We start from the raw sequence: 26,194 nt of genomic DNA on the forward strand, positions 1-26,194 counted from the left end.
GAAATCCCCTTCCCTTATTCCTGCATTAAATCCCGAATCGAACTGTTGAGACTGGTGCGACTGGCTATCAAACCCAGTGCCATAACAACGAGCACGATAATTGCCAATGTTGTCAGCAACCACGGAACATCTGGCTGATAGTTCATGGAAAACTGTGACTGGTAAATCAAAAGCCCCGCAACCCAGGTACCCATGATGGCGCCGGCGGCGGCAATCAAGGCGGTTGTCAGCCACTCAATGCCGTTCACCCTCAGACAGGTGCCTCTGGATAAACCGAAGCTCATGATCACGCTGTTTTTCTTACGCTCATTCGCTTCCAGAGCATGCACCGATGACACGATCACAATCCCGGCAAGGCTGATAATCAGCAAGGCAAAGCCACTCACAACCCGCGTAACCATTGCCAGAAGGTTGTCAAAACGCGCTATCATCTCTTTCATGGGCACCATGCGCAGTGAAGGATGGGCTTGCCAGAGGTCACTCAGGCGGGTAAACGCAGACGGCGCCAGCTCCAGGCTTGCCATGTAATAGCGCGGTGCCTGAAGATGAGACAGCGCAGACGGTGGCATTTGTATCCAGAAGGTGATGGAACCGGCTCCGGGCGTGTATACATGGCTGGCTGCGATGGTAAATTCCACTGACTGTTCACCAATGTAGAAGGTAAGACGGTCACCCAGTTGCAGGCCCAGATCGCTCATCACCTCTTCCTCTACGGAGATCTGCTGCCAATCCGGCTCTGAAGGCTGCCACCATGTTCCCTCGACAACACGGTTGTTGTGCGGGACTACATCGGTCCAGTGCAGGCGAATGGCGCTTTGCAGCGTCGCCAGACTGCCACTGGGTTTATCAGCAAAGTCCTCCAATCGCTGCTGGTTAACCGCAATCAGCTTGGCATGCATAAAAGGTTTGCTTTGACGCAATTCAGCCCCATGCTCATCGGCCCAGAGGATGACATCACGCATTTGCGCCTCACTGGCCTGCGACACCATAAGATTGCCATCATGTTGGCGTTTATACCCCTGCATGGTATTGCCGATATCCCTGAGCAGCATCAGCGTGAACAGCAATAAAAAGGCACACAACCCGACACCAAGGATTTGGGTAGTCTTGGTCAGCAGGCGCTGCTTCATCATAAACAAGGCAAAAGGAACCAGGCCAGAATGGCGGCTGGTCAGCTTTTCACCCAGCGTCAGGCTTACCCAGCTGCTAAGCAGCATTAAAGCGACACAACTGAGCATGGCACCGAGCACCATGACCGTCAGCAGGCCATTATCTGAATACGTGGCGGCAACACCGACCAATACCAGCAATGCACAACCTATAGAAACCAGTGCAGAGCCTTTATTATGCGAGTTGTATACCAGCTGTCTGACAGAGGACTGTTTTAAGGCCATCCAGACCGGCGCCTGAAATACCGCAAAAATCAGCATACTGGCGAGCAAGGGCTCGATAAAACGGCTCAGCGAGAATTGCCACTCTAACTGAATCAGATTTGAGGCTAACCACTGCACAATAAGCCAGTGACAAAGTGTGCAAAAGAACACAACCGCCGGCAGCATAGACAGAATGCTCAACACCCACTTGATCAGAGCAATCTGTACCCCTGAGGCTCTTGATGCCCCCAGGCTTAAACACACCGCAGTAAAAAACTGCTCCTTTTTCATTTTCACTTGCGCAATTTGTTGTATGGCGATGGCGGCCATAAAAAACAGCACCACTGACGCCAGACCGATAAAGTTTTCGGTGCGTTTCCAGAACAGCGCTAACGGATGCGCCCCTTGCTTGTGGTGAATACGCGCCGCGGGCAAGTGTGTTTTCTGCCAATTTATAATGGCATGGGTCTGTGACTTACTGGCAAGAACAAGGTAACGATAATGCATGTTGTCGTCGGCCACATTGAGCCCTGGCAGATCATTGCGATTAATCAACGCACGCATGTCCACATTGTGCCCTTCCATTAACCGGTCAGGCTCATGGTGTAATACCCGCGACACAATAAAGGCTTGCTGTGCAATCATCAGCGTGTCGCCCATATCAACAGACAGGCTCGAGAGTAAGCGCGGATCCAACCAGATTTCCCCCTCTGCGGGCACGACTGCTGTTGAAACGGCCTCCTCACCCAGCGCTGAAGATGTTTTCATCTCCCCCTGTAAAGGATAATCCTCACCAACGGCTTTCAGTGTGGCCCGTTGCCACTGCCCGTTGTGTGTCAACGTGGCGGTTATCTGTTGGGTGTTGATGGCATTTTTGCTGAGCCCTTTCAGTTCAGCCCATTGCGCCTGAGATAAAGGGTGCGACTGACTGAGTACCAGATCAGCGCCCAATAAGTTCTGCAGGTTGTTGTTTAAATAGTCCTGAACCGACTCGCTGGTAAGGCTTAAGGTTACGATAAAGACCATTAAAATGCTTTGTATCCAGCGCAGGCTGCGATTGTACACCGAGCCTTTTTCCTGATGATGTAGCTGCCAGGCCAGGCGAAGCGTATTACTGAACATGACAAGGCTCCTGATTAGATTGGCGTATCCATGAGCATTGGCCATCTTTGAACATCAGCAACGACTCTGCCTGCTCTGCCAGCGCTTCGCTGTGTGTCACCAAAACCAGGCCTGCGCCATGTTCCTTGCAACAGGAAAACAGGATTTCCGTTACCTCTTTCGCACTGACTGCATCAAGGTTACCCGTAGGCTCATCGGCAAAGATAAATCTGGGCTCAAACACCAGTGCTCTGGCAATGGCCACCCGCTGTTGTTCACCGCCGCTGAGTTGCTTGGGTTTATGTGTGAGCCGATGGCCCAGCCCGACCTTTTCAAGCCATTGGCGGGCTTTTTGCTCTGCCCCTTTTTGGCCCCGCAATTTAAGCGGTAACGCCACATTATTAAGAGCATCAAGCTCTGGAAGCAGATGAAACTGCTGAAAAATAAAGCCGATGTCTTTACGCAGCGCCTCCAGGGGTTGTACCTGCTCATTGGTCAGGTAAGTTGCCTTGCCCTGGGTGGGCTTTTCTAATCCTGATGCCAGCATCAATAAACTGGATTTTCCTGAGCCGGAGGGGCCCATGATGGCGTAAGACTGGCCTTGCTGAATCGACAGGTTAAGATCCTGAAACAACACCACCTGATGCTGCTGTGTTTCAAAAGACTGGCTAACGTTGGTCAGTTCAATCTGGCTGTTTGTTGATAACGGCATAGTCCGCCCTCTTCACTTAATGATAAGTTCGCAATCTATGCCAGACGCAGTGAAAAAGATGTGAAATGCTTTTTTGTCCCCTTACCAGCACAGCACTGCCAGCGACAGCCAATTCACATTTATTTCACAGGATAGCGAGTACCATCAGTTCACTATTTTTATGAAGTTGAAAGACCGCTATGCAAACATCTTTGCTAAAAGCCTTATGTATTTGCGTTATCACCACTGTCAGCCTCGCAGGCTGCAGTGTGGCTAATTCACTGCGCATGATGCAGATTAATTCTGATGTTGACCCCGTATTTACCGGAGACAACCGCGTTGCACTGGACGCAGTGTATGAGGGTGAAAAACCCTATGTCTACGCCACCGTCAATGGAGAAAAGTTACTCTTTCTACTGGATACCGGGGCAAGATTTCTGATCCTTATGGACACCCCAAAAGTCAGAGCGTTGGGGCTTAATCGAGGCTTTGATCTCGCGCTGGGGGGCTGGGGCGAAGATGGCAAAAGCACGGCTTATCAGACAGACATCAAGCGGATTGATCTGGGAGGTGTTTATTTTGATGGGATGAAAGCCGCGCTTATTCCGGTGTCGAAAAGCCACTACTACTTACGCGAAGATGAAGCCATCTTTGATGGTGTCATTGGCCATGACATGATGCGCCACTTTGCCTGGGAGTTTGACGCCGCCGCCAATGAGATTGTTATCTCTAATGAAAGGTATCAGCCCGAGCAGAATGCGCAGCATATAGCGCTCACGTCCTTTATGAATAAAATCCGGGTCGATGGCAAACTGACATTCAATGACTCTCATATTGTCGAGGGCGAGTTCATTATCGATACCGGTAGCCGCCACTATGTGAAATTAAGTTCAGCCTATCCGAAAGAAAATGAGGTTGAGATTGCCTCCACCCGGGTGCGTGCCGCTGACTTTGGTTTAAGCGGCAAAGCCGAACATGATCGTGTCACCCTGCCCTCGCTTTCACTGGGTGATGTGAAAATCGAGAATGTGAAAATCAATTTAATCCCTGGTGACGATGAAGATGACTGGTGGGTAATAGGAAATGCCCTGATGAATCAGTTTAAAACCGTCATTGACTACCCAAATGAGGCTTTTTATCTGATACCTCAAAAGCCGTTCGTGACCGATTACAACCTTGTAGGGCTTGAGCTTCGCAAAATTCGCAGCGGCGAGTTTGTGGTGCGCTATGTTTTCCCCGACTTACCTGCCAGTCACACCGATATTCAGGTGGGAGACCTTATCACCTCTATTGATGGGCGCAGTGCTAAGCACATTTCACTGAGTGAATTTAATGATATGGCTTCCGTTTTAGGGCAAAAAGAAGTTTGTATTGAGAGAGAAAATACCTGCTTTGAGCTAAATGCACAGCATATCAAGGGATACTCTGACTTGTGACCACTGCCGCAACAGGTGTTTTAAAAAAAAGCCCGGAACATGCTGATTCCGGGCTTTTTATATGCCAGTATTAGCGTAATTGCTTGCTTGCCCGGTAACTTAACTGCAAACCCAGCAGGCCCGCTATAAGCAATAAAAAGGTACCGGGCACAGGGACTTCAACAGGGGCATCTGGCTCTGCCACCTCACTGAAGGTTTGTCCGGCGAGAATGGGAGTGTTGTAATCACTTTCCAGCGCATAGCCATGCACCGTTCCCGTGCCCCTATCGTTCAAAGTCAGGTTGAACCAGCCGAAAGAGGTGTCTGTACCATCGAACAGGGAGAAGCCAAGATAACCCCTGGCGGTGTTATAACCGTCATTCCAGCTTCCGTCATGAGAAGTGGCGCTACCAGCGTCTCGAGTACAGCCCCACTGTGAACACTCCGCGTCCCATTGGCTGTAATAATACTTAATAAGGTGATTTGAATTTATAAAGCCAAGGTTACCGTCAATATTGGCGTCTAAACCCAATGGACCGCCAGTGGTGACTTGTGAACCTGCTACCCCCCACACGTAAAGATTACTTCCAACCCATCTGCCGGCGGAATAGGTGCGGTTATCAGTCGTATACAGAAAACCAAAGTCATCAACACCATCGGCGTTGACATCGTAGAACCAGGAATACTCGTAATCCCTTTGAGTACTGCCGTCAATACTATGATCCAACTCTGTGTACATAATACTGGCTGAGGCTGCACTGGTACTTAACCAAAACGTCACGATAAGACTGGTAACGACAATGATGTTTTTCATACTACTACTCATATTCAATCACTTACTGCCCGGAAATAGGCTGAGCACATTAAACCAGGCTTGTCATGTACCTGTCTTGGGTAGAACTACTCAATTGGTATGTTTTTAATGAAACTGGCTTAAATAAAGTGAACGCTGCCAGCGCCTCAATCGCGCCATGCCATTGATAATGACCAGTACCTGTAGCTACTGTGGTAAAGGTGTAAAAGCAAAGCGAGGCGTCACAGCTAAAACCAGAGGCTTTTTCTAAAGCCTTTTTACCCCGACTTACCTGCCAGTCACACCGATATTCAGGTGGGAGACCTTATCACCTCCATTGATGGGCGCAGTGCTAAGCACATTTCACTGAGTGAATTTAATGATATGGCTTCCGCTGTAGGGCAAAAAGAAGTTTGTATTGAAAGACAAGCTGCCTGCTTTGAGCTAAATGCACAGCATATCAAGAGGGACTATGACGTGTGACTACCTTGGCGACAGGGACGTTGCGCCTGCATAATGCCAGGCGCTTTTTCCGTCCCATCAATGTGGTTTGAGATTGCGCTTAATGTGACCAGTGGATGTGCTTGATTTTCCATTCACCCTGCTGCTTTTCCAGCACGATGGTTTCCATTCCCTGGTAGTCTCGCACTTTGCCTTTGTAAACCCCTTGAGTATGGCTGCGTGACGCAGAGATGGCGGTATTGCCCAGAACCTTTACCTGATGTTCAAGGGTTGTACTCTGGACGGCGGCCAGGTATTTCATGTCGGATAACATGTGATGCTGGGCATACTCTTCTGCGCTTCTCTCCACACGCCCACCTTCATAAATCGTCACATCATCCGCCAACTGAGCTCGGGCCAGGGTACCATTACCTGATTCGAGCGCTTCATGAAAGGTCTGCACAACTTTTGCGGCGGCGGTATCCAGGCCAAGAAACTTTCCGTTGCCCTCTTGCTTATCCCCGTGTGCAATAACGGAGAAGCTGATGGCCAAAACACAGCCTAGAAGTAGGTGTAATATTTTCATTTAATTCATCCTTTGGTTGCACGCGGTATCTGAGTCATTGATATTACAGATATTTATTAAGCCGTACTAATTGTGTTTTCCCAACCTTCTCATTTACCAAGCAGCCTGATGATTAGGTATTCCTTTAACCGATAGAGCATTTGGGTATGCCCTTTTTCACTTAAAATCACACTTTAACCAAAAAACATTTGGCACCTTTTGTCGGTTTTGTGTCATTCTGCCACTTCAGCGATTGGATAAACTCTTTGTCCTGAAATAAAACAAAGGACTACCGATTCATGACGTCACTTCGCTTAACAATCAGCCAGTGCATCGTATTTACCCTGTTACTTTTAATGGCGCCTTTGAGCTACGCCGAGAAACCCTTCACCGTTGCCATACTCATGTTCGATGATGTTCAAATCATTGATTTTGCCGCCCCCTATGAGGTGTTTGGTCAGGCAGGGTATGAAGTGTTTACCGTCTCAGAGAATGGAAAAACGGTGAACACGGTGATGGGGCTAAGCGTAAATCCCGATCATTCATTCAAAACTATGCCAGAAGCTGATGCGATATTAGTACCCGGTGGAGATGTTCATGAGGTGATGAAAAACGAGAGTGTTCAGCAGTGGCTGACGGCCATGCAGAGAAAATCTGAACATATTTTATCGGTATGCACGGGTTCTCATATTCTGGCCGAGTCTGGCCTGTTGGATAATCAATCTGCCACCACCTTTCACCGGGCCATAGATAATTTTGAAGAGACCTACCCGGATATCACCGTGTTAAGGCAAAAGCGTTTTGTGGATAACGGTCAGGTGGTTACCTCAGCAGGGCTTTCTTCCGGCATTGATGCCTCACTGCATCTTGTTAGCAAAGTCTCCGGAGAAGAAAAGGCTCGCACCGTTGCCATGCACATTGAATACGACTGGGATCTCGAGGGCGGATTTGTGCGGGCAGAAATGGCCGACAAACACTTTCCGGATAATGATTATGATTGGCCAGAAGGTATCTTATTTGACCGACAATACTCCTACGGCAGCCAAACTGACTGGAAATTAGCGGTGACGGCCCAAACCACGGCATCAGCTGAAGAACTCACTGCCCGCTACAAACAGGCCATGTTGGCACACGACAGTTGGGTTCTGATTCCTGCATCGCAACAACAGGGCGTGAGCTGGCGCGGCACAGGTGAGCTGTCAGCGTGGCGCCATGATGTGCATATCAGCCTAACAGAGCAGGCAGACACCTACCTTATTGCACTTGAAATGCACAAGATTGCAGACAACTAAACGTACTTAATATGCTCAAACGAAAAATAGGTTTTTTACTTTTTGAACAGATGAACGCTCAGGATTTGGTAGGGCCGATGGAAGTGTTTCACTCGGTCAGTGAAGTACACACCTCGCCCTATGAGCTGATGTTTATTGCTGAACAAGCCAGTACCTATACCAGCGAATCAGGGCTTGCCATGGTGGCCAGTTACGGGCTTTCAGATATCCAGGCTCTCGACACCCTGATCATTCCGGGCGGCGCTGGTTCCCGGTTGGCCCGTGTTCAGCAATCCATTTGCCCCTGGCTTGCTCACATTAAACCTGGAGTCAGGCGCATCGCCAGTGTCTGCACAGGTGCATTTATATTGGCAGAGAGCGGACTATTGGATGCCAGGCCCGCCACAACCCATTGGGCCTTTATCAATACACTCAAATCTGAGTATCCAAAAATCAGAGTAAAGCCAGACAGTCTCTATGTTCACGACGGTGATATTGCCACCTCAGCGGGGATCACCTCCGGCATTGACCTGGCGCTGCGCCTTATTGAAGAAGACTTGGGCGCACAGGTTGCCACTCAGGTTGCGCGCTTTTTAGTGGTTCACTATCGACGTGCCGGCGATCAGGCTCAGTTTTCCGAACCGCTGCGTTTTCAGCAAAAAGCCAATACCGGTTTCGCGTCACTGAGCAGTTTTGTGCTTGAGAACCTGCACCGGGAGCTCAGCGTCGCTGAACTGGCGGCACATTGTGCAATGAGCACGCGAAACTTCCACAGACTGTTCGCGCAGCAGATGGGAAAGTCACCGGCAAAATATGTGGAGAAGCTGCGTTTAGATTATGCCAGGCAACTACTGGTTGAGAAGTCATGGTCCCTAGAGCGTATTGCCGATGCCTGTGGCTATAACAACACAGACTCCTTCAGACGCGCCTTTCAACGGTGCTTCTCCATTGCACCAAAAGAATACCGGGAACGGTTCTCAAAACGCGACTAAAATCACCTTCACCCTCAACTCGTCTTAAGCTAAAGTAAGTCATCGCCCTTTTTTTAGACTCAATCATGGTAAAAAGTACACGCTACTTTGCTAAATTCAGATTGCTTATTAGCCGCATCCTAAATAACCGTATAAAAGTTGGTAAAAACGTCAACAACGAGAGTTGTACTGGTGTGGTCAGTGAGTCGATACCCCAACCATCTGACGATTCGTTTAGTTTCACTCCGGCTGAGTTGAGTCCCTGCGCTCTTTTACATCGCAAACGGAATAGCGGAGAGTGATTCAAAATTGATGTATTGATGAACACTCGTAAGCGACTAAAGGAAGGCAAGTTAAACCAACGATTTCAGAGAATGAACCACTACAAATGGTTACCTGAATACGATGAAATTTACCTTAGCAACATCATAGGGCTGCCACTAGACAGAATCGCTTAGCGCTCATCAGCCTGAGACAGTAGATCATTTTGTAAATGAGTTCACAAAGAAACGTTTGGATAATTCTGGGGAGAAGAGAAATTGGTCGGCGTGAGAGGATTTGAACTGCCCTAAATCACGCTGGTAACAACATGTAGTGATTTCCCGTCAGAGCAACACTATATAGCGTTTCCCTGCACCCCATTTTCAGGCAGAAAATGGGGCTTAGTGCAGGAATGGGTGGGCATCAGCATTGTTGTTAGTCCATAACGCAAGCAATCTAATGATACTAATCTCCAATCTGCTCACTCAGGTTACTAAGTAGAAACTGGCCGAATGCCTTTGCTGAAGGTGATTGCGCTCTTCTTGACGGGGTCAGCAAACTCAACTGCGCTTTACCTGAAATCCAATCAGGTAATACCCTGTTTAGCGACCCATTGTTAGTTTCATTACGGCACGTATAGGCGGGCAGACTGACTATTCCAAGTCCCACAATGGCTGCATCTTTTAAGGTACTCATGTCATCACTGCAAAGTTGGGGACTATACGGGACGGTGTTTTTAAGGCCCTCGTTATTTTGCAGAGTCCAATGCCCTGTTAAGGGCTGCCATTTGAAAGAATCGCTTAGCGCTCATCAGCCTGCAAGATTTGGATGTCTAAGATCTCAAAGGCCTGATGCCGGTGCAGCGATATTGTGAGGCCTTCAAAAGAAGTATTTTAAAGATAAAAATTTTCGCCTTTTCTACTGCACTCAAATTTTTATACCATTTCCGGATTGTTATACCGAGATCTTCCAGATGATCATTACTCGCCAATCCAAAAACACTCTGCTCTCCCAAGAAGTCAGCTTAAAGTGATTTTATTGGGAGCTCTATAACGGAAATAAGACCTTGACGATCAGTTCGGTTCTGTAAGGAAAAATGGCCTTGGTGTCCTTCTACTATTGCTTTTACAACAGCCAATCCCAAACCAAAGCCGCCCTTATCACTTTCTCTCGCAATCGACAGTCTTTCAAATGGCTCTAAGACCTGTGAAAGTTTATCTTTAGGTATTCCCGGGCCGTTATCACAAAGCTCAATTCGAACATGGTTACCTTCAACACAAGCAGTCAGTACCGCAGACTCTGCATACTTGAAGCTATTTTCAAGCAAATTGCGTATTGCTCTGGCCAAAGCTTCGGGCCGACAAGCAATGACCAAGTATGATTCAGTATTAAACGCTATCTGCATGCCGATTTCAGCGAACGAATCACACTCATCCTGAAGCAATGCGTTTAGGTTAACGTTTTTGATCACTTCAGCTGTGTGCTGCCCTTTCAGAAAGTCCAGTCCCGATGCTGTTATCTTCTCAATCCTGTCGATATGTTTGATTAGACTAACTTTGATCTGCTCATCATCTAACAATGCAATCTTTAGTTTCAGAGCTGTCAGTGGTGTTCGAATATCGTGGCTAATAGCGGCTAATGCTGTAGTACGGTTTTTAACCGCATTGGCTACCGTTTTTTGCATTTCATTAAAAGACGCGATCGTTTCCTTTAAGTCCGGCGAGCCCTGTTCTTTAACCGGCAAAAAAGAAAGGCCTTGGGCAAACTTATTAGCAGCCTGCTGAAGATCATGCAATGGTCGCGTAAAATGTCTGATAAACAATATGCTAACTATTGCGATAATAGTAAATGCACCCCATGCCCACATTAGCCAGTTATGCGACTCCCGTAAATGCCACTCATGACTGTGAACCTCCGAATTCAGCCAGTGCCCACGGTCGGTCTCAATACTAATCACAAGTCCTTTCATTGGAAAGTGCAGTTCTGGCTGACAATCCCTGTAAGAAAAATCGCTCCAGGTGAAATTTGCCCGCTGTACTTGTATACGCTGTTTATCTACTCCAAGTTCAGAACTAATCAAAAGCGCCAGTTCCGGTAACAATTCACCATTAAAATTAAGCGGCTTCTGTGAAAAACGATAACCTTCATGACAACTGGAGTAAGAGCGTTCAAACTCGGTTTGCTGGGTACTATCTAATAGCGAAACTAATGGTAGTAGCGATGAGATCCGCTTAAGCTGCTGATGTCCGATGGCAGTATCTTCCAAACTTTCCTGGTTCAACAGGTCCACTACTAAGAATGTGATAAAAAACAATAATAAAGAAGAAACCATAACTAAACTTAACTGTTGTGCCAGTGTACGAGGCTTCAAAAAGTTAAGCATTTCAGTCCAAATACGTTAAGTTAGCGGCAAAGACATAACCACCGCCGCGATGCGTGACAATGACTTTTGGTTTTTTAGGATCAACTTCAATTTTCTGTCGTAAACGGCTTATCTGATTATCAACACTGCGGTCAAACATACGTGCGGTTTCACCTTTTGTTAAATCAAGTAGTTGGTCGCGACTTAACGTTGTCCCAGCATATTCTATTAGCGCCACCAACAAGCGATGCTCGCCGCTACTTAAACGAATAACCACCTCCTCGACATCACGCAGTTCTCGCTCAGCTAAATCAAACTTCCAGCGATCAAATTGCACTCGCCCTTTGGATAATTTGCGATGTTGAGGTAAACGTTCACTTCTGCGCATGACTGACTTAATTCTGGCAACCAGTTCTCTGGGGTTAAACGGTTTACACAAATAATCATCTGCACCCACTTCTAGTCCGATAATACGATCAGTTTCATCAGTCATTGCTGTGAGCAATATTACTGGGGGGTAGACAGACTGCTGAAGTCGTTTACAAATACTGAGGCCATCTTCACCAGGCATCATGATATCGAGGACGATCAAGTCGATACTACAGGCTGCCAGCGCCCGATCCATAGCAACACCATCATGTGCAATTGAGGTACGAAAGCCATGGCGAGACAAAAAAGAGGCTAGCGGATCGGTTATGTCTCGCTCATCGTCAACAATCAAAATATGGTAGTGTGTTTCATTCACGTTTAATAAGACTCATACGAATATCCCTGTATCAAGGTACACGTTTTTCTCCGCATGTAACTGGCAACATGTAACAAATTTAGCCACTTCTACTTTATTGCGACAATTCGTTACATTCATGACCAAAGTGGGGATAAAGAAGCAGCCCTTGACCGTTATAGTGCCTACCAATTTCAACAAAACTCTAAGCGATGAGAAGAGTGTGTTTATCAGGTTAATCACTATGCGACATTTTATTCCAATACTACTGCTGTTTATATTCTCAGCACTCGGATTTTTACTGATCCAGTCTCCGCCTGATACTCCCAGAAAACTCCCGAATATCAGGTTACCTGTTGTTGAAGTAAACCCGCACTCTCCATCCAGTCATCCAATTTCACTTGCAGTCTCGGGCAAGATCATTGCGCCTCAAAAAGAGATCGAGTTATCCAGCGAAAATGCCGGAAAAATAGGCAAGCTGCATCCTCACCTCATTGTTGGTGGCACAATTCCCGCAGGTGAAACAATCGCCCAGTTAGAAGAAGCTGACTTCCTTCTGGAGTTAAAAAGTGCCCAGGCAAATCTCACTAAGACAAACGCTGCTCTCTCAGTTGCTCAAGGGAATCATCGCCTGGCAAAAAAAGAGTTGGCATTAAGTGGCTATCTTTTTTCAGATGATGATCAGAACAAGAAGCTAGCACTGCGCTTACCTGATTTGCATGAAGCCGAGGCCGATGTCGATATTGCTCATTATAAGCTAGCACAAGCCAAGCTCACACTGAATCGAGCAACGATTAATTATCCCTATGACGTAAAGGTCACGGAAGTATCGACAGCACTGGGTGAGTATATCAGTGAAGGAAAAACGATTGCTAAAGTGGTCAGAACAGACGAAGTCTGGATTGAATTGAACATCCCGCAGCAATACTTGACAAAAATAAATGTAAAGACGGAAAAAAATCAGGGCAGTATAGTTACTTTTTCATTTAACCAGCATACTTTCACGGCAGAAGTATTTGGTATTCACCCTAAGCTAAGAGAGAACAGTCGGTTAGTAAAAGTAATCGCCCGGGTTACTCCCTCCGGCAAGCCAGTTTTTCCATTTGTCATCAACTCCCATATTGAGGCAACTGTGGAATTTGAGGTGCTAAAAGATGTGCAGCGTCTATCCAGACAAGCCTTACCCGATCCTTCTCATGTCTATGTTGTTGACCAAGCAGGCCGCCTGCAAGTAAGACCTGCAGGTGTGAAATGGCAGACTGAGGAAAGCGTATATATCTCACCGGAAATCCAGGCGGGAGACAGACTGGTTTCCCGACCGGTTTACGGCATTTTTGTTGGCAGTAAGGTACGAGCTGTCTCTGTTTTAAACCATGATCACATACTTAACCAGACAATGCAGACGTCTAGTTACTAAGCCAGGGAAAGCGAAATGAATCTACATAACTCAAACCACCTTGTTTCTTGGATGGCTGGCAACAAAGTTGCCGCCAATCTTCTCATGATCTTACTTGTTATTGCTGGTCTTTACTCGTTGTCCCATATCCGTTATGAAATACAACCCAACTATACTTATTCCACCATACTAATTGATGTTGCATACCCCAGTGCAGACCCGTTAGAAGTTGAAAACGGTATTATCCTTGCCGTAGAAAAAAAGTTGGCTCAGATAGAAGGCCTAACAAAAGTAACAGGAGTCGCCTTTGCAGGGTATGCTCAAATTCGTGCGGATATAGCACAAGGGGAAAGTCTCGATCGTGTATTGATGCGCACAAAAACCGCCATTGACAACATCACTACCTTTCCCGACGGGGCGGAACCCCCTATTGTAAGATTAGATGATGATGCAAGATGGCTAACCACCATCGCGTTAACCACTTCCAATAATACAGAAGATTTACATACATTAGCGAAAAGTGTTAAACAGGATTTGCTGGCCATTGACGGCATTATCCAAGTCAAACCCAGAGTCGAGCAAAATGAAGAAATACAAATTAGATTTCCTTTTGCCACTTTACAGGCACTCAATCTATCTTTGTCTGATGTCGCAGAACAAGTATCGAATATTGCCACAACCCAGCCTAGCGGCGTGATCCACTCCAATACCGGAGAAGTCCAGCTTAAAACAGATGGAAGAAGTGTTTCGCAGGTTCATTTTGCCAATATACCTATCCGCACCCCCTCCCCAGGAGAAAATACAGTGCTCGGCGATGTTGCTAACATTTCTGAGGGTTTAAGTAATCAGAAAAGTTTCTTCAGCTTAAATGGGCAGCAAGGGCTGCTCCTGTATGTTTATCAGGCCAGAGACGCGCAGACACTGCCTTTAGCTGAAGACGTTAAAACGTACGTCGACACCCTTCAATCGTCCCTACCTGACTCTATCAAAGTGTCACTGCCCTACAAGCGAACCGAGCGTTTTAGTCAGCGCCTATCATCATTATTAAGTAATGGCCTGACTGGATTAATGCTTGTTGCAATGCTGTTGGGTGCATTTTTAACTCCCAGACTTGCTATGTGGGTGGGGCTCTCAATCCCTGTTGTATTAATTGGTACGTTCAGTTTTCTGTTATATCTGGATGTATCCATTAATATGATTTCAATGTTTGCTTTTATCATGACAATAGGGCTTGTGGTGGATGACGCCATTATTGTCGGCGAAAATATTTACGCCAAGTATCAAAGTGGTATGAACATAAGTCAGGCAGCATCTGAAGGTGCAAGAGAAATGATGTTGCCCGTCTCAATTGCGATCATCACTAATATTATGGCATTTATGCCGATTCTGATGATGGAAGGTAACATGGGACAATATATGCGTTCACTGCCAATTGTTGCCATTGTAGTGTTTGCGGTGTCTTTTTTTGACGCGCTTTTCCTACTGCCCGCTCACCTTAACTCCTCTCATAAGCGTTCAAAACAAACCAGACCATCTGAGAGCCTATTTGCCGGGGGACTTATTAGATTCAGAGATCGCTTCTATATTCCTCTATTAAGTCGTTCATTGCAGCACAAATACAGCATACTAATCGTCTTTTTTGGCTTACTCTGGCTGGCATTTAGCTGGTTTGAGTCAGGTCGTACCGACTTTCGATGGTTCCCACTTGTTCCATCAGACAATGTCAGTGCGTACTTAACGATGCCTGTAGATAGCTCCTTTGCCAGTACAGTGAAAACCAGTCAGTTCATTGAAGAAGCGGGCCTTGCGGCAGTTGCCGAGATCGGCTCAACTGAGGATGTGATAAGTCACGCAGTAACTGCTGGAATGGGATCTGCGAATAAAGTAAAAGTGACCATCACGTTAAATGATGAATCAAAGCGTACCTTCAGCCAGCAAGAATTTGCGAATTTATGGAGGGAAAAAGTGGGAGACTTGCCTCAGGCAAGAGCATTGCAGTTCGATTATCTAGTCGGGTTCGGTCGCTCCGGTGGTGTGTATCTTGAGGTCAGTCACTATAACGACGAAATACTCGCGCAAGCCGCTCAGCAATTGGCTGACAGCCTTGCGACCTTTGACGGGTTATTTGACGTATCCAATGGCTTGGATGAAGGCAAACAGTCGCTGATATTTACTCTGACCAATGAAGCCCGAACTCTAGGTTTCACTGAAACTGACTTAGGCTTGCAATTAAAGGATGCTTTTTTCGGAAAAGAAGCCTTTCGTTTTATGCGTAATGGGCAGTTAGTAAAGGTATGGGTAAGGTTAAACGAAGAAGAAAAGGGCTCGCTGGAGTTCTTAGGCCGATTTATTGTAACGGCACCAGATGGCACCCGAATTCCTTTATCACAGGCTGCAAACTTCCATTACTCTCACATTCCCCCACAGATCACGCGAGAGAATGGCAAAAAGACCCTCAAGGTAGGAGGTTTGCTTAACCCATCAACAGGCAATTTGACTCTGATTAAAAAAGTACTCGACGAAACAATCATCCCAGATTTGAGGGCACAATACCCTGGCTTGAAACTCGGCTATCCAGGTACCCTTTCGAAGAGTCAAAGCGTGTCACCACTGCAAACCTTAATAAATGGTTTTATCATTGCCAGCGTCAGCATGTTTATTTTGGTGTCATCACTTTTCAGAAGTACGATTCAGGGAGCGATCATATTGCTTACCATCCCGTTTAGTCTCGCTGCGGCTCTCTTTGGTCATATTGTGATGGGATTTGCGATCACTTCAAACAGCCTATTTGGAATGGTTGCGCTTTCAGGACTGGTGATTAACAGTGCGCTGGTGTTAACCAGTAAAGTAAATTATTCACTCGCGCAGGGACAACATTTTTCTCAGGCTATTATTGAGGCATCATCCAGCCGGTTCAGAGCCATCATTCTAACATCGGCAACCACAACTATTGGGCTATTACCGATGCTAATGGAAACCACAGAGCAGGCATTATTTCTGGTACCTTTTGCAATTGCTCTGACCTTTGGTACTGCAATGTCGACCGTCGTCGTTTTGTTTTTGGTCCCCTGTTTCCATGCGATACATCATGAACTTAGCCTGATGTTCAGATCTCAAAATACCATTACCGAAAGTTAATGTTGACGCCAGCTGTGGTTTTACTTGAAGCGGATTGTCAGCCGCCACTAGACAGGAATGCTTAGCGCTCATCAGCCTGAGACAGTAGATCATTTTGTAAATGAGTTCACAAAGAAACGTTTGGATAATTCTGGGGAGAAGAGAAATTGGTCGGCGTGAGAGGATTTGAACCTCCGACCCCTGACACCCCATGACAGTGCGCTACCAAGCTGCGCTACACGCCGACCGAAGAGGTTGCATAGTGTACTTATTTTGCCGGGCTTTGCAATGCCGGGATGACATTTAGCAAATCGTTTGCCCATTCCTTAATCAACTGTGTGATTTTAGTACCGCAATACCGCCTCTTATTTCTTTTATCAGACTGCCAAATTAGCTGGCTTGATGATAAACCGCCGGTGTAAGGGGTATACCACGTCGTTCGATAACAACGGCTTTACTTTTCTGCCCTAACGGCCGTTGCACCTGAGCAATGGGCCAGTGCGGGCAAACATCCCCGCTGCGCCGGTTATGAACCGGGGCGGTGACGGGGGATTGAGCTGAATTATTAATGTTGATTGGATTCATCGGGTTCTCCTTTTAGTATTCGCTTGTGAGACTAGCAGAGCCATGAGCGGGAATATGTACGATAGCGAACAGATTAACGAATAAAGCTCGGTGGCGGGTCGGCATGCCTGTATCTGCTGATGCCGAATGTCGCGATAAACGCGGTGGTGTGGCCCGCAATACGCATTGCAGGCCTTAGATTTTAATCAGTTACGCCGGTCATCGGCACTGATTCGGCTGGCAATGGCGCCATCCTGCCCTTTGTATTTGGCATCCAAACGGGCGTTGTAAGGTTTTTCGGCAAAATCAGAGAGCACTTCAAAGCTCAGCGCACCGATTTTCATCTTCGGGCGCAGGGCTAGGGGGAGCTTACCGCTGTTGAAAAACTCCAGCACAATATTGCCTGACCAGCCCGGGTCGATGCGATGGGCGGTCACATGCACCATTAAACCGAGTCGGGCCAGTGAGCTGCGCCCATCCAGCCAGCCGACCACGTTGCCGGGCAAGGTGACGGATTCAAGGGTCACGGCCAGCGCCAGTTCACCGGGATGCAGGAAAAAGGCTTTACCGTCGGGCAATTCAATTTCGTCACTCATCACCGAATTCATGGCCGCTTCCATCTCTTCCTTGGGACCAGAGAGATCGATATAGGGGGCGGCATGGTCTTCAAATACGCGGAATTTGTTACCCAGGCGAATATCAACGGTCACGCCGCTGATCATATTTTCTTCTGGTGAGGGGCTAATCTGAATTTTGCCATCCTCCAGCCAGGTCTTGATGTCTTTGTCACATAAGCGCATGGATTGGTCCGGTTGCATCTACTCTAAGGGGAAATCCGTAAAGGTGGCTCATTATTCACGCTCACGGTCAGGTATTCAATCTTTACCGAAGGAAAGTTATTCAGCATCGGGTTTCAGGTGTCATTTCAATGCAGCGTTAGTGCCCGTAAAGACCACCTGATGCAGGCATCACTGCTTTGTGGGAATGGCCGTAGTGCACTGTCATGCCCGAATGTTGTTATCGGGCATCCAGTGCCCTTGGCCACAAAACCTTGTGTTAAAGTCACTGGATTCCCGCCTGCGCGGGAATGACCATAGTGCTGTATCATGCCCGAATATTGTTATCGGGAATGACGTGTATGCAAACGGGACTGGGACGACTTAAATGCTGACTAACGTTGTACAGACACATCGATAGCCTGGGGTTGTTTCAGGGTTGAAAGGTACAGCTGTTTTGCCAGTACCCGCGCCGTATGCCCATAGGCATCCGCAATCGGGCTGTCAGGTTGTTCACTAATTAGTGACTGGCCTAAATCCGTGTATTCGCGAATATGAATGTCCAGTGGGATCTGCCCCAGTAAGGGCACCTGATGTTGCTTACTGATGCATTCACCGCCACCCTGTGCAAACAAATGTTCCTGATAGCCACAGTTTACGCACTGGTGATAACTCATGTTTTCAACCACACCGAGTACCGGCACCTGAACCTTGTTAAACATGGCGATGGCTTTCGTGGCATCGGCAAGGGCAACATTTTGTGGAGTAGTCACCACCACCGCACCGGAAACCGGCACTTTTTGCGCCAGCGTCAGCTGAATATCGCCGGTGCCCGGTGGCATATCAATCAGCAAATAGTCCAGCTCGGGCCACAGGGTTTCATTGAGTAATTGCTCCAAGGCCCTGCTGGCCATGGGGCCACGCCACACCGCCGCATCGTCTTCAGGTACCAGATAACCAATAGAGTTAGCCACCAGGCCCAGTGCCTCTAGTGGCTGCATATGCTTGTTATCTTCCGTCTTTGGTTGCTGATGCGGATTGCCCAGCATAATGGGAATGGAAGGCCCGTAAATATCGGCGTCCAGAATCCCTACCCTGGCCCCCTCTTTGGCCAGTGCGAGGGCCAGATTCACCGTGGTGGTGGATTTACCCACCCCACCTTTACCCGAGGCAACAGCAATCAGATTACGGATTTGTCGCTGAGGGCGGCGCGCATCGCCACTAAAGGCGATTTTCTGGGTTATCTTCAGTTGCTGACCGGGAGCGGCCTCTTCAAGGGCTGATTGCAGCGCCGAGCGTTGCGAATGACACGCAAACGGCAGGTTAATCTCATAGCTTTTACCGTTTCTGGCAATCCAGCGCCGGGTTTGTTCTGGATTAAGGTCAAAGAAGCGGGCCAGTAACTGATCGAGTCCGGCCATGTCCTGTTCAGATTTTCGGGAACTAAAAAACACGTCTGTATCCTATAAGATGGTGCATTCAGGGCCAGATTTGGGTACCATCTGCGCCTCTTAAATGATGATAACACTTAAGGCGGCTATGGCAGACTCGCAACGCAAAATTCTGGTGACCAGTGCACTTCCCTACGCAAATGGCTCGATTCATCTCGGCCACCTATTGGAACATATTCAGACCGACATCTGGACCCGGTTTCAGCGCCTGCGTGGTCATCAATGTTACAGCGTGTGCGCCGATGATGCCCACGGCACGCCAGTCATGCTCAAAGCCCAGGAGCTGGGTATCAGCCCCGAAGACATGGTGGAGCAAACCCGCCAGGAGCATCATCAGGATCTGTGTGACTTTCATGTCAATTACGACAACTATTACATCACCCACTCTCCGGAGAACCGTGAGCTTTCGGAGCTGATCTATCAGCGTCTGGATGATGCCGGTTACATCAGCAAACGGGTGATCAGCCAGCTTTATGATCCACAAAAAGAAATGTTCCTGCCGGATCGCTTTGTCAAAGGCACCTGCCCCAGCTGCGGCGCGGAAGACCAGAACGGGGATAGCTGTGATGTGTGCAGTGCCACCTACAGCCCAACAGAGGTGATTAACCCCCGTTCGGTGGTCTCCGGCGCCACTCCGGTACTGAAAGATTCTGAACACTATTTCTTCGACCTGCCGCAGTTTGAAGATATGCTCAAAGGCTGGCTGAGAAGCGGAGCCATTCAGGAAGAGATGGCCAACAAGCTGCAGGAATGGTTTGCCGAGGGGCTGCAACAATGGGATATCAGCCGTGATGCGCCCTACTTTGGCTTTGAAATTCCCGGTGCACCGGGCAAGTTTTTCTATGTCTGGGTCGATGCGCCAGTAGGCTATATGGCCAGCTTTAAACACTATTGTGACCAGCACAATATTGATTTTAATGAGTACTGGAATGCTGATTCCGACGCCGAGCTGTATCACTTTATCGGCAAAGACATTACCTATTTCCACTGCCTGTTCTGGCCTGCCATGCTCGAAGGCGCAGGTTTCAGAAAGCCTACTGGCGTGAATGTGCATGGTTTTGTCACCGTAAACGGCGCCAAAATGTCCAAATCCAAGGGCACCTTTATCAAGGGGCGTACCTATCTGGACCATCTGAACCCAGAGTATCTTCGCTATTACTTTGCCAGCAAGCTCTCCGATGGCGTCATGGACATCGATCTGAATTTTGATGACTTTATCTCCAAGGTAAACTCGGATCTGGTGGGTAAAGTGGTCAATATCGCCAGCCGCTGCGCCGGTTTTATCAACAAGAAGTTTGATGCCACCTTGTCAGAGAATGTCGCTGAGCCTCAACTGGTCGCCGAGTTCCAGCAGGCCTCCACCGGAATCGCGGAGGCCTTCGAGAAGCGCCAGTATAACCGCGCAATTCGCGAGATCATGCGTCTGGCCGACAAAGCCAACCAGTATATTGATGCACAGGCCCCCTGGGTCACCATCAAAGACGAATCCAAGCAGCAGTTTACCCATGAGGTGTGTTCACTGGGCATCAACCTGTTCCGCATTCTGATGGTGTATCTCAAACCTGTGCTGCCTGAGTTGGCGGAAAAATCCGAAGCCTTCTTAAATGACACCCTCAACTGGGACAGCAGTCAGCATCTGCTCACTAATCATAAAATCAGTAAATTCAAAGCCCTGCTACAGCGGGTCGACAGCGATAAGGTCAATGCCATGATTGAAGCATCAAAAGAAAACCTGCAGGCCACCAACAACGATGCGCCGCCGGTCGATAGCGAACTGAGTAAGGATCCTATCAGTGAGACCATCAGCTTCGATGACTTTGCCAAAATAGACCTGCGTATCGCCAAAATTGCCAAAGCCGAACACGTGGAAGGCGCCGACAAGCTGCTCAAATTACAGCTCGATCTCGGTGGTGAAACCAAACAGGTCTTCGCGGGAATTAAATCCGCCTATGATCCGGCCAGTCTGGAAGGGAAACTCACGGTAATGGTCGCTAACCTGGCCCCGCGTAAAATGCGCTTTGGGTTATCCGAAGGCATGGTATTGGCTGCCGGCCCCGGTGGTAAAGACCTGTGGATCATGGAGCCACACGAAGGCGCTCAGCCTGGCATGCGGGTAAAATAATAAAGCTATCAGCTGTCAGTTGTTGTAGCCAGTAAGTAGCGAAGCTCATTGCAGGCGCCCCGGATGATGCTTCGCTTTATCCGGGCTGCGTGGCTGACGTATGATCACTGCTCCCTGATAGCTGTTATCCGCTGCTATTCGCCAATCGGTCAATCAGCATCATCACTTCTTCACTGGCTTCTTCCATTTGCCGCAATTTGGCTAAGGTGGCCTCACTGACACCACCAGCGCCATCCTGAAGGGCGGATTTGCCCGCTTCATGAACTTTGCGGTGTACCGAGTCCAGGGCTTTAAAGTCACTGCTGCTACCGTATTTCTTCGCTCCTTCCCCCTGATACCACCGTCCCAGATTACACTGATGATGATCGGCCAGCTCACTGCTTTTAACGTGACCACTGCCCAGCAGCCCGTCATAAACCTGGGTTTTAAACACCAGGTGATCAAGCTGAGTGGTGGATAAGAAGGCGCGCTCAGCGGTCAGGTTAATCACTTCACGCATGGAATGTGACATCTCCAGCACATTGCTGACTTTTTCTCTCACCTGGCCGGTATTTTCCACCAGGTTTCTGGATTGCTGCGATACGTCATTGATGTTGGCTTCAATGCTGCGCGTACCGGCCTCAATTTTTTCCACCAGGTTATTGATTTCTTTGGTGGACTCAGAGGCCCGCATCGCCAGGTTGCGCACCTCTTCCGCGACCACGGCGAAACCGCGACCGCTTTCACCGGCCCGGGCAGCTTCAATGGCGGCATTCAATGCCAGCAGGTTGGTTTGCTCTGCAATGGAGTTGATCACGACCACAAAGTTACTGATATTCCCGGCCAACGTAGAGAGCTCCGTGGCATGGCTCACCCCTTTCTCGGCGATTTCGTCAATCTGGTTCAATCCAGATACGGTATCATCCAGAATCTCAGCAGAATCAGCAAAAATCTGCTCATTGCCAGTAAGACGCTCTTTTTCGTGGGCCAGCGTATCAGCAGTGGTATACAGCGCATCGCGAACGCCTTTTACGTGGCTCTGCCCGGCCAGCCAGATATCACTAATCTGGCGGCTGCCATCCATACCCTTTTGCTGTTCAGCAGCGTGGCTTTTCGCATCGGCCAGTTGTTGTTCCAGTTCAGCAATACGCTGTTGCAGGTGCTGGTTTTCCTGCCCCAGCGATTTGAGTTTGTGTAGATCCTGTTCACTTGTTTTATTGCTAAAGAGTCCAAACATCTTCAGGTACCGGCATTAAACTATTGATCACGATTGTTATTTATCGGCGATTTTTCTTATTTCGGCAATAATTTTATGCCTTAAATCAGCATTATCGGGATGACACTCTGCTGGTGGGTAAGCCTGCCCCGGCGGGATTAAATGCCGCTTTAGGCTTCCACTTCATCTTCAGCGGTGAGAGCGGGATTTCTCGCTTCTTCGCCACCACAATATACACCGAGCCCATCCACTGGCAGTAACGTGATGCCCAGCGTTGCCACTTACTCTGTGGGTGCAGGCTGCGTTCAAACAACAGTTCACTGTGTACCAGTCCATGTTCCTCAATGATCTCGAACCCCAACAGGTGCAGCCAGTCTTTAATACGCACCGTGGAAAAACAGCGCGCATCGTGCAATAAGCTATCCCGGCGCCAGGGCAAATATTTAGCCAGTCCGGCCAGGCTAAATGGATTGTATCCAATGATAACCAGGTGTCCGTCGGGCATCATCACCCGATTGGCTTCGCGCAGAATCTGATGAGGATCCTGGGCAAAATCGAGTTCAAAACTCAGAATCAGAGCATCAATACTGCGCTTTAATAAGGGTAAGGAGCGGGAATTGGCCATCACCAGACTATCTTGTGCCTGTTTCAGGGTAATACCGACCTGGTGCTGAATGGGACAGTCGGGCAACTGCAGCGCGGCGCTCAGCGCCCCTAACTTCACCAGATGATAGCCAAACCAGTGCCGACTGCCTGGTGCCAATGTCTGTTCAATCAACTGCCGCGTTGCCTGTCCGCAGGGAATGGCCTCCCAGTTAGCAGGATAGCGGGGCTGTCGGGAAAGTAATGCCGGTTTCATGGTTACGCCGACACTCTCCGCATGTAAGAGGTTTTAAGGGATGCTATTGTCATCATGGCTACTTTGTATAGTATCAGAGGCCTTAGCTTGCCGGTAATTGGTGAAAAGTACCAGTCACAGAACAAACCTATCATCCTTTGTCAGGAGGAATGCCAATGGAAGTATTGCCTGTTTCAGCCTTTAAAGATAACTATATCTGGTGTCTGATTGAAGAAAACCGCTGCACTGTGGTCGACCCCGGAGACGCCGAGCCGGTATTGCAGCTGCTGGATGAGCGAGGCCTGACGCTGACCGATATTCTGATAACCCATCATCACTGGGACCATACCAATGGGTTAGATGCCTTAGTGGCCCGCTACCCTGACATCAACGTATTTGGCCCCATGTCCAGAACCATTACACAGATCACCCATTCGCTCAAAGAGGGCGACACCTGCAAGCCCGATGGCCTGAGTGAATCGTTCCGCGTGCTGGAAGTGCCCGGCCATACGCTTGATCATATCGCTTTTTTTAACGCCAAGGTGGGCCTCTTTTGTGGTGACACCCTGTTCAGCGGCGGATGCGGCAGGCTGTTTGAGGGTACCGCCGGACAAATGTTCAGGTCATTAAATAAGCTCACCGCATTACCTGAGAACACGGCCGTGTATTGTGCCCATGAATACACGCTGGCCAATCTGGATTTTGCCCTGCAGGTAGAGCCCGACAATGACGACCTTAAACGCTATCAGCACTGGGCACAGCAACAACGTGCGAAGCGGCGCCCGACACTGCCATCACAAATGGAAAAAGAAAAACGCATCAATCCGTTTTTGCGTGCTCATGTGCAAAGGGTGGCGCAACGGGTAAGCGAGCGCACAGGCTGTGCCCCTGATGATGCGGAAAAGATTTTTGCTGAAATTCGCCACTGGAAAGACAATTTTTAGCCGATACAATAGGGATTATCGGTAAACGTGATACACTGCGACACAGGCACGCCAGTGACTTGAAACGCGCGTTAAGTGCACAGCACCGCCTGTATCCAATTCGCGGAAAAACAGATAACAAAAACAGAGAAGCCGTGTGCATATGAAGAAACTGTTCCTTTTATTCCCCGTTATCGGGCTCAGCGCCTGTATGTCCACCCAGGATATCAGCCATTCAGAAAAGCAGGTCGAGAATGAGCTGGAAGTCGCCGCCAGTGTCATTAAAGGCTGCGATGCCCAGGAGCACGACGCCGATACCTGTGCCAATGCCCAGGAAGGTACTATTCCCATTACCCACCCGGTGGAAGACATTGCCACTCCTATTGAGCCTAAGCCAGAAATCAGTGACCAACCGGAAGAGGTGCAGGAAATCACCAACCTGTGGATGCGCATTCGTCAGCAATTGCACTTCCATGTTCCTGATGACCGACGAGTCAACGTGCAGCAAAACTGGTACCTCAAACATCCTGAGTATATGGACAGAGTCAGCAAGCGGGCTGCCCCCTTTTTGTATCTGATTGTTGAGGAAATTGAAAAACAACAGATGCCCATGGAGCTGGCCTTATTACCGATTGTCGAGAGTGCCTTTGATCCGTTCGCCTATTCTCATGGTCGAGCGGCGGGAATGTGGCAGTTTATTCCGGAAACCGGCAAACGCTTTGGCTTGCGCCAGAACTGGTGGTACGACGGACGCCGCGATGTGATGGCCTCTACCCGCGCCGCCATGGCATACCTGCAATATCTGCATCGCTTCTTCGATGGCGACTGGCTGCATGCACTGGCCGCCTACAACAGTGGCGAAGGCCGCGTACAGCGTGCCATCCGTAAGAACAAACGGCAAAACAAACCCACCGATTTTTGGTCGCTGGAGTTGCCTCGTGAAACCCGTGCCTATGTGCCCAAACTGCTGGCACTGGCGAATATTCTGAAAAATGCCGATCAGTTCAATGCACAGTGGCTGCCTATCGAGAATAAACCGGTCACGACCCTGGTACATGTAGGCTCGCAGATTGATTTGGCATTGGCCGCGGATCTCGCTGGCCTGAGCCTTAAAGAGCTGCACGCACTCAATCCGGGTTATAACCGCTGGGCGACCGACCCCAAAGGCGAACACACCTTATTGCTTCCAAGTGAAAAGGCCGATGACTTTGTGCTGGCGCTCAACGAAATCGATGACTCCAAGCGCCTTAATTGGGTCAGACACAAAGTAAAAAGCGGCGACAGCCTGCTGAAACTGGCAAAGCAGTACCATACCGAAGTGGATGTCATCCGTCAGGTCAATGAAATCCGCGGCAATATGATCCGTGCCGGTGACCATCTGTTAGTGCCCGTGGCGCTGAAATCCCTTGAGAGCTACAGCCTTTCTGAGGGACAGCGTCTGGCCCAGACGCAATCGCAACCCAGAGCTTCGCATAAGCTGAGTCATACGGTCATTCGGGGTGACAGCTTGTGGGAAATCAGTCGCAAATATAAGGTCAATCTACGCAGTCTGGCCAAGTGGAATGGTATGGCGCCTACCGATCCGCTGATGCCCGGACAAGAGCTGGTTATTTGGGTCAATAAAGTGTCTCCGGCCCAGTCCGACTCGGCGGTCATGCGCTCGCTGACCTACACGGTCCGTAACGGCGACTCCCTTGCCCGCATTGCCGGTAAATTCAATGTTCGTATTAACGACATTGAGCGCTGGAACCAGCTTAATCGCAGCAAATACCTGCAACCTGGCCAGAAATTGAAGATCTATGTGGATGTGACAAGAATCTAGGTCGTTGTCAGTATTCCGTTAT

At 48.6% G+C, this 26,194-nt stretch carries 19 protein-coding genes and 1 tRNA gene; 8 read left to right on the forward strand and 12 right to left on the reverse strand.

Annotation, left to right across the window (positions count from 1 at the left end):
- Positions 1–14: 14 nt before the first annotated feature.
- Both CCY32_RS03240 and CCY32_RS03245 read right to left on the reverse strand, forming a co-directional pair.
- Complete coding sequence (locus CCY32_RS03240; protein ID WP_088329108.1) at positions 15–2,495, reverse strand: FtsX-like permease family protein; 2,481 nt, start codon at positions 2,493–2,495, stop codon at positions 15–17.
- Positions 2,485–3,186, reverse strand: coding sequence for an ABC transporter ATP-binding protein (locus CCY32_RS03245; RefSeq protein WP_088329109.1), 702 nt, complete (start codon positions 3,184–3,186; stop codon positions 2,485–2,487). Before CCY32_RS03245 ends, CCY32_RS03240 begins: the two co-directional genes overlap by 11 nt.
- 248 nt (positions 3,187–3,434) lie before the next feature.
- Here CCY32_RS03245 and CCY32_RS03250 point away from each other — a divergent pair, with 248 nt between their 5' ends.
- On the forward strand, positions 3,435–4,601 hold the full coding sequence (locus CCY32_RS03250) for an aspartyl protease family protein (protein ID WP_168171416.1): 1,167 nt from the start codon (positions 3,435–3,437) through the stop codon (positions 4,599–4,601).
- Positions 4,602–4,671: 70 nt separating this feature from the next.
- On the opposite strand, the gene CCY32_RS03255 is transcribed toward CCY32_RS03250, so the two are convergent.
- On the reverse strand, positions 4,672–5,394 hold the full coding sequence (locus CCY32_RS03255) for a hypothetical protein (RefSeq protein WP_088329111.1): 723 nt from the start codon (positions 5,392–5,394) through the stop codon (positions 4,672–4,674).
- Positions 5,395–5,935: 541 nt separating this feature from the next.
- Positions 5,936–6,400: a nuclear transport factor 2 family protein gene (locus CCY32_RS03260; RefSeq protein ID WP_088329112.1), complete on the reverse strand. Its 465-nt coding sequence runs from the start codon at positions 6,398–6,400 to the stop codon at positions 5,936–5,938.
- Positions 6,401–6,678: 278 nt separating this feature from the next.
- Between CCY32_RS03260 and CCY32_RS03265 the strand changes: the two genes are divergently transcribed.
- Both CCY32_RS03265 and CCY32_RS03270 read left to right on the forward strand, forming a co-directional pair.
- Positions 6,679–7,671 (forward strand): DJ-1/PfpI family protein, encoded by a 993-nt coding sequence (locus tag CCY32_RS03265; RefSeq protein ID WP_088329113.1) that lies wholly within the window; start codon positions 6,679–6,681, stop codon positions 7,669–7,671.
- A gap of 11 nt (positions 7,672–7,682) precedes the next feature.
- The gene (locus tag CCY32_RS03270) at positions 7,683–8,642 is read left to right on the forward strand and encodes a GlxA family transcriptional regulator (protein ID WP_088329114.1); all 960 of its coding nucleotides are present in this window, start codon (positions 7,683–7,685) and stop codon (positions 8,640–8,642) included.
- A gap of 1,264 nt (positions 8,643–9,906) precedes the next feature.
- Here the strand turns inward: CCY32_RS03270 and CCY32_RS03280 are convergent.
- On the reverse strand, positions 9,907–11,265 hold the full coding sequence (locus CCY32_RS03280) for an ATP-binding protein (RefSeq protein WP_088329116.1): 1,359 nt from the start codon (positions 11,263–11,265) through the stop codon (positions 9,907–9,909).
- A gap of 1 nt (position 11,266) precedes the next feature.
- Entirely contained in the window at positions 11,267–11,989 is a 723-nt protein-coding gene (locus tag CCY32_RS03285; RefSeq protein WP_088329117.1) for a response regulator, read from the reverse strand.
- Between the two features lie 223 nt (positions 11,990–12,212).
- Between CCY32_RS03285 and CCY32_RS03290 the strand changes: the two genes are divergently transcribed.
- Positions 12,213–13,385, forward strand: a complete 1,173-nt coding sequence (locus CCY32_RS03290; RefSeq protein ID WP_168171417.1) for an efflux RND transporter periplasmic adaptor subunit — start codon at positions 12,213–12,215, stop codon at positions 13,383–13,385.
- A 15-nt stretch (positions 13,386–13,400) separates the two neighbouring features.
- Positions 13,401–16,502, forward strand: coding sequence for an efflux RND transporter permease subunit (locus CCY32_RS03295; protein WP_088329119.1), 3,102 nt, complete (start codon positions 13,401–13,403; stop codon positions 16,500–16,502).
- A 147-nt stretch (positions 16,503–16,649) separates the two neighbouring features.
- Here CCY32_RS03295 and CCY32_RS03300 read toward each other — a convergent pair.
- From CCY32_RS03300 to apbC, 4 genes are all read right to left on the reverse strand, one after another.
- A tRNA-Pro gene (locus tag CCY32_RS03300) sits at positions 16,650–16,726 on the reverse strand.
- 145 nt (positions 16,727–16,871) lie between these two features.
- Positions 16,872–17,066: a hypothetical protein gene (locus tag CCY32_RS03305; protein ID WP_088329120.1), complete on the reverse strand. Its 195-nt coding sequence runs from the start codon at positions 17,064–17,066 to the stop codon at positions 16,872–16,874.
- Between the two features lie 185 nt (positions 17,067–17,251).
- Entirely contained in the window at positions 17,252–17,845 is a 594-nt protein-coding gene (dcd, locus tag CCY32_RS03310; protein ID WP_088329121.1) for a dCTP deaminase, read from the reverse strand.
- A 371-nt stretch (positions 17,846–18,216) separates the two neighbouring features.
- The gene (gene apbC / locus CCY32_RS03315; RefSeq protein ID WP_246840511.1) at positions 18,217–19,275 is read right to left on the reverse strand and encodes an iron-sulfur cluster carrier protein ApbC; all 1,059 of its coding nucleotides are present in this window, start codon (positions 19,273–19,275) and stop codon (positions 18,217–18,219) included.
- A gap of 85 nt (positions 19,276–19,360) precedes the next feature.
- Here apbC and metG point away from each other — a divergent pair, with 85 nt between their 5' ends.
- Positions 19,361–21,394, forward strand: a complete 2,034-nt coding sequence (gene metG, locus CCY32_RS03320; protein WP_088329122.1) for a methionine--tRNA ligase — start codon at positions 19,361–19,363, stop codon at positions 21,392–21,394.
- Positions 21,395–21,518: 124 nt separating this feature from the next.
- Here metG and CCY32_RS17430 read toward each other — a convergent pair whose 3' ends face one another.
- Both CCY32_RS17430 and CCY32_RS03330 read right to left on the reverse strand, forming a co-directional pair.
- Positions 21,519–22,610 carry a methyl-accepting chemotaxis protein gene (locus tag CCY32_RS17430; protein WP_088329123.1) on the reverse strand — a complete coding sequence of 364 codons (1,092 nt, stop codon included), beginning with the start codon at positions 22,608–22,610 and terminating at the stop codon, positions 21,519–21,521.
- Between the two features lie 91 nt (positions 22,611–22,701).
- Complete coding sequence (locus CCY32_RS03330; protein WP_088329124.1) at positions 22,702–23,448, reverse strand: methyltransferase domain-containing protein; 747 nt, start codon at positions 23,446–23,448, stop codon at positions 22,702–22,704.
- A 155-nt stretch (positions 23,449–23,603) separates the two neighbouring features.
- On the opposite strand from CCY32_RS03330, the gene gloB reads away from it, so the two are divergent.
- Both gloB and CCY32_RS03340 read left to right on the forward strand, forming a co-directional pair.
- Entirely contained in the window at positions 23,604–24,371 is a 768-nt protein-coding gene (gene gloB / locus CCY32_RS03335; protein WP_246840512.1) for a hydroxyacylglutathione hydrolase, read from the forward strand.
- A 142-nt stretch (positions 24,372–24,513) separates the two neighbouring features.
- Entirely contained in the window at positions 24,514–26,172 is a 1,659-nt protein-coding gene (locus CCY32_RS03340) for a LysM peptidoglycan-binding domain-containing protein (protein WP_088329126.1), read from the forward strand.
- The last annotated feature ends 22 nt before the right edge of the window (positions 26,173–26,194 follow it).

Origin of the sequence: Lacimicrobium sp. SS2-24, assembly GCF_002201535.1 — a bacterium.
Classification (GTDB): Bacteria; Pseudomonadota; Gammaproteobacteria; order Enterobacterales; family Alteromonadaceae; genus Lacimicrobium.